This is a genomic window from Clostridiaceae bacterium (assembly GCA_012840395.1).
Lineage (GTDB): Bacteria > Bacillota > Clostridia > Acetivibrionales > DULL01 > DULL01.
Window position 1 is genome coordinate 93,693 of the sequence record DULL01000034.1, and the last position, 11,012, is coordinate 104,704.

Below are 11,012 nucleotides of genomic sequence, written 5' to 3' on the forward strand. Positions count from 1 at the left end.
AATATAAAGGAGCTGTTATTATGCTTTATGCAGGAGTAAGTGAAAGAGTTATTACACCCGATTTTCCAACATTGTTAGCTGGTTATCCATTTCCACAGGACCGCTACCATACATCAGTGCATGATGATTTGATGGCTCACTGCTTTTATTTAAGAAATGGTGAAACAGAAGTTGCTATTATTACTCTTGATTTAATATGTTTTACAAAACGCAGAGTAAAAATGGTGAGAGAACATATAAGGAGGACTTGTGGTATTCCGGAGAAAAACATCATAATCTCAGCCACTCACACTCATTCAGGGCCTGTTTGCGGCAGCGTGCCTTTTGAGTTCTGGGACGACAGGAAGGAAATGTATCCTTATTTTCTTGACCAAGTTTGCATTAAGATCATAAACGGAATTAAAGAAGCTAAATTGAATGCTTTTCCTGCAAAAATAGCCATGGGAAAAGGATATTGCGGCAAGGAGCAGGGTGTTGGAGGAAACCGCAGGCATAAAGATGGCCCTGCAGATCCGGATGTCTGGGTAACAGCAATCAAAGACCAGAATGACAAATTAAGAGGCGTACTGGTGAATTATGCATTACATCCTACTTTCCTTCATGCTGAAAGCAAAGTCATTACAGCAGATTATCCCGCTTACATATATGAATATTTCAAAAAGCAGGATAATGAACTGGTAGTAGGATTCCAAACCGGTGCAGCGGGCAACCAGTCCTCACGCCATTTCCGTACAGGACAAACTTTTGAGGAAGCAAAGCGTGTCGGTTATGCAATTGCTTCTGAAGCTGAAAGGGTAATAGCAGAATTATTTTTTGATAATAATCCGAAGCTATTTACAGATTGTAAGGAGATAATGCCTTCACTAAAGCACATTCCCTCTCTTGAGGAGGCAAAAGCCAAAAAGGAAGAAGCAGAGAGAGGACTTGAAAATTCAAGGAAGAACAATGAACCTTATGCTATCCAGCGTACCTGGGAGTGCACAACATTTGGGGCTAACAGAATGTACAGGATAGCCAAGGCTGGAAAAGAAGTTTTAGAGGGAATGCTTACAAATTCGCCCTTCGAAATATTTGTCCTGGGTATCGGAGATAACAGAATAGTAACAGTACCGTGCGAAATCTTCGTAGAGTATGCACTGAGATTAAAAAAAGAATCACCCTATAAGAACACTTATCTGGCTTCAACTTCCAACGGTTATGGAAGCGGATATGTTTATACTCCGGAATCTCTTAAAGAGGGTGGTTATGAACCATTAGGGTCAATTTATGCAGATACGGTCGGGGATGAAATAGTAGATGCAGCATTGGAATTGCTAAGAAAGTGATTATTAGATAGTAAGAGTTCATCTTTGCTTTAGTACTATGGAGGGGAATTTTTTGAAAATTTTAGAATCTGAAATTACAAAGCTTGCCGGCGAATACAGGGATAAGGTGCTTGAGCTCACAAAAGAGCTGTGCACCATCCCCTCTCCTTCTGGAAATGAAATTTCCAAGGTGCGTTTTATAAAAGTGCTCCTGGACAAGACCTATGGTGGCGGGGCAGTAATTGATGAGGAAGACAACCTGGTATATAAAATGAAGGGCAGGAATTCAGAAAAGTGTATCCTAATTTCTGCTCATACCGATACAGTTTTTCCTGAAAACACACCACTTGTAATCCGTCAGGAAGGTAACAGGCTTTACTGCCCGTCTATTTTGGACAATTCAATAAACTGTGCAGCCCTTTTCTATGGAATTGGTGTTTTAAAAGACATTGGTATTATGCCTGAATATGACATGATATTTGCTTTTAATTCCGGAGAGGAGGGGACAGGCAATTTAAGAGGCATCCGGAAACTGGTGAAAACTTATGGCAAAAGCCTTCTTCTTGTTATGTCGCTGGATTTGGGATATCAGGAGGTTATTACCCGCGCTGTAGGCTCAAGCCGTTACCGTGTAACTGTTAAGACTGAAGGAGGCCATAGCTGGTTTGCATCAGATAGAGTAAACTCCATTGCTGTGCTTGCGCAGATCATTAGCAGGATTTATGAAATACCCATGGGAAATAATCCAAAAACCACATATAATGCAGGGGTAATTTCCGGAGGCAGGAGTGTCAATACAGTTGCACCGGAAGCAAGTTTGCTTCTGGATATTCGTTCAGAAAATAACCAATCTCTCGAAAATTTAAAATCAATGATTATGAGTATTATTGATGAGGCAAGGGGACAAGACAGGACTATAGAGGTTACAAATATTGGTGACAGACCCTGTGGTGATGGCAAAGTTTCACCTATAGTTAGCAATATTATTAATTATGTAAACAAAAAGTTTGACATGGCTCCTGAAGAGATTGCTGCCTCCACAGATGCAAATATTCCATTGTCTTATGGAATACCGGCATTCGTAACAGGTGTTGCTGTTGGAGAAAATGCACATTCGATGGATGAGTACATTGAACAGGATTCGGTGGAAAAGGGCCTGGAGATATTTTTTACTTATTTATTGGAAATAGGGAAGGGGACATTCCTTCCCTAAATCACTTTCCCTGGATTTAAGATATGCAACGGATCAAAGGCATTCTTTATTGAACGCATTAACTCTATCTGCCTTTTTCCCACGGACTCAACAAGGAATTGCTTTTTAGCGTGACCTATTCCATGCTCACCTGAAACCTGTCCGCCTAATTCTGATGCTTTTTTGTACATAGCATTCATTACTGTTTCAAGTTTTTGTTGCCAGACTTCATCTGAAAGATCATCCTTGCAGACATAAACATGTATATTACCGTCTCCTGCATGTCCAAAGCTTCTGATTCTTATTTCATGTTCTTTTTCAAGAATCTTGATGAATTTGACAAATTCAGTAATTCTGTCTCTGGGGACTACAACATCGCACTCGTCCATGTCAGGTGTAGAGCTTTTTATTGCTTCAAGGAATGCTCCTCTTGGAACCCATATGGACTCCTGGCGTTCTTCGGTATCTGAAATAAAGACATCAACAGCTCCTTCATCAAGGCATATTTTTGCTACATCATCATAAATACTCTCGATGTATTCCTTTGAACTGCCGTCAAATGAAAGAATAAGATAAGCTTCTGCGGATTTATCAGGGAATTTTCTTCCTAAATACATTTCTGCTGCTTCAATAACTTCTTTTTCCATGAATTCAATGGCAGTTGGAATAACTTTGGATTTAATTATTTTTGGAACCGTATTAATACATGATTCAAGATCTTTAAAAGGAACCAATAAACTTATCGTTTTCTTGGGAACCGGTAAAAGACTTAACAGCAGCTTTGTTACAATCCCAAGGGTACCTTCCGAGCCAATGAATAAGTTCTTAAGGCTGTAGCCCGAGCTGTTCTTGGCAATTTTGCCTCCCACTTCAATTATTTCACCGTCAGGGAGCACCACTTCCATACCCATCACATAATCCCGGGTTACGCCATATTTAATTGCCCTCATCCCTCCTGCATTGGTCATTACATTTCCACCTATTGTGGCCGATTTCTCACCGGGATCTGGAGGATAGAGCAGGTCTTTATCTAAAGCTGCTTTAGCGAGATCCATTAGTAGAACTCCGGGTTCAACAGTTACAGTCAAATTGTTTTCATCAAATTCAAGGATTTTATTCATTCTGGACAAGGATAAAAGAATTCCTCCATATATTGCAACAGCGCCGCCGCAAAGACCGGTTCCGGAACCTCTTGGAGTTACGGGAATTTTCCTGCTATATGCATATTTCATAATCTTTGAAACTTCTTCTGTGCTAATAGCTTCTATAACCACTTCGGGCATGAATTTTCCATATATGGCCATTTCGTCGTGACTGTAATCATCATTTATTTCTTCTCCTGAAAAAACCCTGTCAGGCGAACATATGCTTTTGAAATAGTTAATGTCAGATTCTGTTACCTTATTATATTGCATAAAGATTCATCTCCCTTCTTTATTCTGTTAATTAACTCAGGGACTATTTGATATAAATCACCAACTATGCCGTAGTGGGCAACCTTAAATATCTGTGCATTTTTATCAATATTAATTGCAAAAATATGGTCGGAACCGCTCATACAGGCGGTAAACTGGATAGCTCCTGATATACCGCAGGTTATTATAAGTTTGGGCTTGACAGTTCTTCCGGAAAGCCCAATCTGCTGGGTATAATGAGCCCAGCCTGCTTCTACCAGAGGCCTTGTAACAGCTACCTGCCCACCTAATAGACTTGCAAGCTCCCCCAGCATGTCCAGATCTTTTTTGTTTTTCAGACCTCTTCCTCCAGCCACCAGCACATCTGCATCTGATATTGAAGGGAGTTTTTCTTTTGGAACAGTATCCAGCACTTTTATTCTTGACTCAAGTTGAGAAGGGGAGATGCTGCAAATTTCTATTGTCCCCTTGTAACCAGGCACACATTCGGCTCTGTTCATGATTTTGTACCTGACCGTTGCAAATTGAGGCCTTGTATAGGGAGTTATAATTTGTGCCATAATATTTCCGCCAAAGGCAGGACGTATTTGCACAAGATCTGTATTATCCCTTACTTCCAGAGAAGTACAGTCGGCGGTTAATCCGGTTCTGAATCTGACAGAAACCCTGGGTGCCAATGATCTGCCCACAAGGGTGGCTCCCACAAGTACTATGGAGGGTTTTGCCTTTAGTATGCAATCTTCAAAAGCATTGGCATATACATCGGCTCTATAATGTTTAAGTTCTTCATGTTGGTATACATATACCTTATCTACTCCGTAGTTGAGCAGTTCTTTGGCTTTGCTGTGGATATTGTCTCCAATGAATACACAGGAAATACTATGCCCGAGTTTTGCTGCCAGTTCTTTTGCTTTTCCGATTAATTCAAGTGTAACTGGATGGATGTCTCCGTTAAAGTGCTCAACATAGACTAGTATTCCCTTCCATTGGTTCTTATCAACCATGGTTCTCTGACTTTCAACAAGTGAGATTGCCTTTTCAGGACAATTCTTTATACAAATTCTACACATTTTGCAGGCAGAATTTATTTCAATGCGGTTGTTTTTTAGTTCTATTGCATTAAAGGGACAGGCCTGCACACACTTGTTGCATAAACTGCATTTTTCATGATATATTACCAACTTCTTCATATCCTAACTCCTTCAAAAAATATTTGCACTTTTCTTACCTCTTTTTCATTAAATAAATCTTAGCTTCTTTAAGGTTTCAGCCATTTTATCCGCCAGGTCAGCGGCATTTCCTTCCCATATAACATGCTCTGTATCTGTAGGAGGAGGGAATATTCTTTCTACAGTGGTGGCTGACCCCATAAGGCCGTATTTGGTTTCATCCTTATCGGATAAATCTTCAAAAGTCAGAATATTTACAGGTTTTCCGGCTGTCTGAAGTTTTCTTTTGTAAGAAGGAAGTCTTGGCTGCATAATATCTTTTTCAACAGTAATCAGGCAGGGATATGTGACTTCAAGAAATACCGCGCTTTCCGCCATATCTTGTTCCAAAATAATTTTCGTTTCATCAACATATCTTATGTCTGTTACCCATGTTACAAGAGGAATCTGAAGTAGTTCAGCCAGTGAAGGCCCTACCTGGGCAGTATCACCATCAGTGGTTTGTTTACCGCATATAATAAGGTCAAAATGGCCGATTGCTTTTATCCCCTGATAAAGAGCATAAGAAGTGGCAAGAACATCTGCACCTGCAAATTTTCTGTCAGTGAGAAGAAATCCTTCATCTACTCCCATCATATAGGCTTCCTTAATAATTTCCGATGCCTGTGGTGGTCCCATAGTTAGGACTGTTACTTTACCCTGGAGTTTTTCCCTGATCTGAAGAGCAGTCTCGATTGCGTACAAATCATAGGTGTTCATTTTACTTTCAACACCATCACGCTTTAAAACACCAGTTTTTTCATCCACCTCAACCTTAGTGGTTCCTGGAACCTGTTTAATACATACAAGAATATTCATACATACCTCCCTCTAAAATAGCTAGCTATTACATTATCTTTCTTACAAGATTTAAATGTTTTTCCATAATATCACAAGCAAGATCCGGATTATTGTTTTTTATAGCTTCATATATCTGGATATGCTGGTTTAGAAGCATTTTTGTATTTTCTCTGTTGTACAGTATCTTTTCCCTGTTAAATCTTATAGAACTTTCGAGTATATAGGTCATGCATTCAGAAGCTTTCAAAAGAATATAATTACCACTTATCAGGAATATGGCCTTATGAAATTCAATATCAGCTTTCGCACCTAGAACGGGGTCGTTCTTTTCCAGAGCACTTTCCATTAACTCCAGTGATTTTTTTAATAGTTCTAAATCAGAATTCTTGGCATTATTTGCTGCAATCTTAACTGCATTAACCTCTAACAGAGTTCTGAATTCAAGAAGGTCAGTTTCCATACTTTCGTTTTTTACAAATAAGGGTGCTATAGCATTAATAAAAGGAGCTATATTAAGATCTGATATGAATGTACCTTCTCCTGGCCGGACTTCAATAAGTCCAATTATTTCCATTGCACTGAAAGCTTCCCGGATTGATGCCCTGCTTACATTGAACATTTCCGCAAGTGTTCTTTCAGGAGGAAGCTTATCTCCTGCCTTAAGCTTACCTTCCTTTACCAGCAGGACTATTTGCTCTATTATTGATTGATATATTTTTTTCATGCTTATAGGATTTATATTCATAAGTATGCTCTACACCATACCTTTCTTCGAATTAATAACTAAATATGAATTTGTCAAATATATACAGTGGCTGAATTATAAACCAGCAGGTCAAAGTCTTGTAGTCATCTAAAGCCATCAAATAAAGCCTAAAGCCATAAAATGTTGAACAAAAAATGGCATAAATGCGGTATAAACACCTGGTGGTCAGACCACTAATAATATATATACGCTATAAATTTTAAAAATCCTTCTTTTTTTACAAAATAAATTGAAAAATTTTATTATATACCTATATCCGGCTGTATCTCGAATTTTTTACCCTTTAGATAATCCAGCATGCCTCTGCCTTTAAAATCAAAATAAAGTTTGTAGGCCCAGAGAGCCTGATATTTAACTTTGTACATACGATTAATGTCGTTTGTGCCATATTTTCCATCTCCTATGATTGGATGGCCTATATGGGCCAAGTGGGCTCTTATCTGATGGGTTCGGCCTGTAACCAGTTCAACTTCCAGCTTACTGACATCATTCTGGGGTTCATAGGAAAGAATTTTATACCTTGTAATAATTTCCTGATATCCAGGTTTTTTTTCTTCACTTATAAAAACCCTGCTTTTATTTTGATCTTTCATAAGATAGGCTTTTAACTCTCCCTGTTTTTTCTCCAGTTGTCCCTTTACAAGGCATAAATAGTATTTTTTTATTTCCTCTTTCTTTATTTTATCCAGCATGATTTTTAAACTTTCCCTGTTTTTTGCAATAATAACCAGCCCTCCGGTATTCCTGTCCAGTCTGTGGCACAGGGAAGGTGGGAAGGAATTAACATTTCGCGGATAGTATTCTCCTTTATCTATGAGGTATTGTTTGACCTGATCAATCAATGTATTTTCTGCTTGTTTCCTGTCGGGGTGTACGGGTACTCCTTGCTCCTTATTAACAATTAAAATATTTCTGTCTTCATAAACAACTGTGAAGTTTATCCTTGGTTTGCCGCTGTTTTCTATGGGTGCACCCATCAATATTTCATCAATAATATAGATATCAATTTTATTTCCTGAGTATACAATACAATCTTCTTTAACCCTTATGCCGTCTATTTTAATATCTTTCTTGCGTAAAGCTTTATATAATGCACTTACAGGCATATTAGGAAAACTTTCCTTTATAACTTTGGTTAATTTCATATTATTTTGTTTATCGCTTACAATAATTGAACGCATACTATTCTCCAAAATTCTGCATTATTTATTATTTATTATACATGCCAATAGCGCTTATGAATATATTTGAAGAAAATATAACCATCATTTTTAAATAGTATTATTCACCATGTTATAAAATGATATAATGCACATATGAGGAATTCTTCCATTTATATTATGATTGAACAAAATCTATAGGAGGCCTTTAAGATGATTCCTGAAATGATAAAAATTAAACTGGAGTATGAAGATAATTCGCTGCAAGATGTCGAAAGTAAACTGATTCAGGAAATTGACAGTTTAAAATTAAATATAAAAAAAGGTTCAAGAATAGCAATTACTTCTGGAAGCCGTGGAATAGACAGAATCCCATTATTGCTCAAAACTGTTGTTAAGAAAGTCAGGGAGCTGGGAGGAGACCCTTTTTTGGTGCCCTCTATGGGAAGTCATGGGGGCGCTACTGCTGAAGGACAGCTAAAAATACTCGAAGAGCTTGGAATTACTCCTGAAACTGTAGGAGCAAAGATTCTGTCATCCATGGATGTAGTTGAAATTGGGAAATTTATACCTTCTGATAAATCCGGAAAGAATACTTCAGAAAAAGTGGAAATACCGCTTGTAATGGATAAGAATGCATGGGACTCAGAGGGTGTAATAGTAATTAACAGGATAAAAAAGCATACTTCCTTTACCTCTGAAATAGAAAGCGGAATCCTTAAAATGATTGTAGTAGGTCTCGGCAAAAAAGTCCAGGCTGAAACCATCCATAGTTTTGGAACAAAGGGTTTAAGAGAATATTTGATACCTATGGCTGAAAGAATCCTGGCTACAGGGAAATTAATCGCAGGGATAGGAATTGTGGAAAATGCCTATGACAAAATTGCAGATATTAAGGCATTTAAACCTGAAGATATTGTTGAAGGGGAGAAAAAGCTCCTGAAAAAATCCCTTACATATTTGCCTTCGCTGCCGGTTAAAGAATTAGATCTATTAATTGTTGAGCAGTTAGGAAAGAATATAAGTGGAACAGGAATGGATACCAATGTTATCGGGAGGATGAAAATTCAAGGGGAGCCGGAGCCTGAAACTCCGAAGATAGGGAAAATAGTGGTACTTGGACTGACAAAGGAAACTGAAGGTAATGCCTACGGAATAGGACTGGCAGATTTTATAACAAGGTCTGTTTTTGAAAGTATTAACTTTAAAGCTATGTATGCCAATGCCATGGCATCTACTTTTATTGAAAGGGCTAAAATACCTGTCATAGCTTCATCAGAAGAAGAAGCAATTGATATGGCGTTAAAGTCAAGCGGTATAAAAGATTATGATAAAGCAAGAATAATTAGAATAAAGAATACTCTGTCTCTGGATGAGATGTGGGTGTCTCCTTCAGTATTCAGACAGTTGAAAGAATCCGGCCATAAGGTTAATGTGGTTAATGATTAATAAAAATAATGTAAAATGAATTAGGTTGGTGAATGGGAAAAATTCAATATTAATATTTTTTCTACATTGTGGTACAATATATCTAAATAGTTAAAAATTTCTCAAACATTATTTACAATTATATTTACTTAGGTTATGCTATTATTGTATTTACAAGTGTAAGATGGAAGGGAGAATTACTTTATGAAGGAATATTTAGCAATTGAAACTATATTTGCAAGAGAAATACTCGATTCAAGAGGAAATCCAACAGTTGAAGTGGAAGTTTTAACTGAGGGCGGCTATATAGGAAGGGCAGCTGTTCCGTCAGGTGCATCCACAGGCGCTTTTGAAGCAATAGAACTTAGAGACGGTGATAAGAGCAGATATTTAGGCAAAGGTGTTCAAAAGGCCGTTGAAAACGTAATCAATATAATTGCCCCGGAAATTGAGGGAATGAATGTATTTGACCAGGTTGCCATTGACAAGAGAATGCTTGAACTGGATGGCACACCTAATAAGAGTAAATTAGGCGCAAATGCTATACTGGGAGTATCCCTGGCAGTTGCTAAAGCTGCAGCTGAAGCTCTGGGTATAGGACTTTATCAGTACATAGGCGGTGTGAACGCAAAAACCTTGCCTGTGCCTATGATGAATATAATTAACGGTGGAAAACATGCAGACAACAGTGTTAATATCCAGGAATTCATGATTATGCCTGTTGGTGCAACCAGCTTTAAATCTGCTTTACAAATGTGTGCAGAAGTATTCCATAATCTTAAAAAAGTATTGAAAGAAAAAGGCTATAGCACAGCTGTAGGTGATGAGGGAGGATTTGCTCCGGATTTGAAGACTGATGAAGAAGCAATACAGGTAATTCTGGAAGCAGTTGAACGTGCAGGATATACTCCTGGAACAGACTTTAGAATTGCCATTGATGCAGCTGCAAGCGAAATGTATGGCGCTGCAAAAGCAAAAGGACAGGAAGGCAAATACTATTTCTGGAAGAGCGATATTATGAAGACAAGAGAAGAAATGGTTGATTTCTGGGCCGAATTAGCTGAAAAATATCCAATAATCTCTCTGGAAGATGGATTGGACGAAGAGGATTGGGAAGGCTGGAAAATGCTTACCGAGAGACTTGGAAATAAAATTCAGCTGGTTGGAGATGACTTATTTGTTACAAATACCGAAAGACTTGAAAAAGGTATAAATCTTGGAGTTGCTAATTCTATACTTATTAAGGTTAATCAGATTGGTACTCTTACTGAAACATTAAATGCAATCCAGATGGCTAATCGCGCCGGATATACTGCTGTTACATCACACAGATCCGGTGAAACTGAAGATACTACCATTGCTGATATTGCAGTTGCTACAAATTCAGGCCAGATTAAGACCGGAGCACCTTCAAGAACTGACAGGGTTGCAAAATACAATCAGCTTCTGAGAATAGAAGAAGAATTAGGAGAAGCAGCAGAATATCCGGGACTTAAAGCATGGTTTAATTTAAAGAATAAATAATAGTCTGTCAGCAAGTTAAAACGTTAGATAAGAATTAAACAAGTCCTTTTATATCTGCTTTAGAGTGAATTTATAGTATTATAAAAGGACTGTCAATAACTTTTGAAAATGTCACCTAAAAAGACTAAAAAAACGAGTTAATTATCTTGTGAAAATGTCACTTAAAAATAAAAAAAGTGGTGTTGGAATCTGTAAAATGAAAAAGCATTATTGA

9 protein-coding genes are annotated in these 11,012 nt (G+C 37.9%); 4 read left to right on the top strand and 5 right to left on the bottom strand.

Annotated features, from left to right (window positions below; all coding sequences use genetic code 11):
* Positions 1-20: 20 nt before the first annotated feature.
* Complete coding sequence (locus GXX20_04625; GenBank protein ID HHW30947.1) at positions 21-1,325, top strand: hypothetical protein; 1,305 nt, start codon at positions 21-23, stop codon at positions 1,323-1,325.
* A gap of 52 nt (positions 1,326-1,377) precedes the next feature.
* Positions 1,378-2,517: a M20/M25/M40 family metallo-hydrolase gene (locus GXX20_04630; GenBank protein HHW30948.1), complete on the top strand. Its 1,140-nt coding sequence runs from the start codon at positions 1,378-1,380 to the stop codon at positions 2,515-2,517.
* On the opposite strand, the gene GXX20_04635 is transcribed toward GXX20_04630, so the two are convergent.
* The 5 genes from GXX20_04635 to GXX20_04655 all read right to left on the bottom strand — a co-directional run bounded on the left by GXX20_04635 (position 2,514) and on the right by GXX20_04655 (position 7,867).
* Complete coding sequence (locus tag GXX20_04635; GenBank protein ID HHW30949.1) at positions 2,514-3,911, bottom strand: FAD-binding oxidoreductase; 1,398 nt, start codon at positions 3,909-3,911, stop codon at positions 2,514-2,516. The two genes, GXX20_04630 and GXX20_04635, sit on opposite strands and share 4 nt — an antisense overlap.
* Complete coding sequence (locus GXX20_04640) at positions 3,893-5,101, bottom strand: electron transfer flavoprotein subunit alpha (protein HHW30950.1); 1,209 nt, start codon at positions 5,099-5,101, stop codon at positions 3,893-3,895. Before GXX20_04640 ends, GXX20_04635 begins: the two co-directional genes overlap by 19 nt.
* A gap of 48 nt (positions 5,102-5,149) precedes the next feature.
* Positions 5,150-5,938: an electron transfer flavoprotein subunit beta/FixA family protein gene (locus GXX20_04645; GenBank protein HHW30951.1), complete on the bottom strand. Its 789-nt coding sequence runs from the start codon at positions 5,936-5,938 to the stop codon at positions 5,150-5,152.
* 28 nt (positions 5,939-5,966) lie between these two features.
* Positions 5,967-6,665: a FadR family transcriptional regulator gene (locus GXX20_04650; GenBank protein HHW30952.1), complete on the bottom strand. Its 699-nt coding sequence runs from the start codon at positions 6,663-6,665 to the stop codon at positions 5,967-5,969.
* Positions 6,666-6,928: 263 nt separating this feature from the next.
* A complete protein-coding gene (locus GXX20_04655) occupies positions 6,929-7,867 on the bottom strand; it encodes an RluA family pseudouridine synthase (GenBank protein ID HHW30953.1) in 939 nt (312 codons plus the stop codon).
* A 192-nt stretch (positions 7,868-8,059) separates the two neighbouring features.
* On the opposite strand from GXX20_04655, the gene GXX20_04660 reads away from it, so the two are divergent.
* Positions 8,060-9,295 carry a DUF2088 domain-containing protein gene (locus tag GXX20_04660; protein ID HHW30954.1) on the top strand — a complete coding sequence of 412 codons (1,236 nt, stop codon included), beginning with the start codon at positions 8,060-8,062 and terminating at the stop codon, positions 9,293-9,295.
* A 183-nt stretch (positions 9,296-9,478) separates the two neighbouring features.
* The gene (gene eno / locus GXX20_04665; protein HHW30955.1) at positions 9,479-10,798 is read left to right on the top strand and encodes a phosphopyruvate hydratase; all 1,320 of its coding nucleotides are present in this window, start codon (positions 9,479-9,481) and stop codon (positions 10,796-10,798) included.
* Positions 10,799-11,012: the final 214 nt, after the last annotated feature.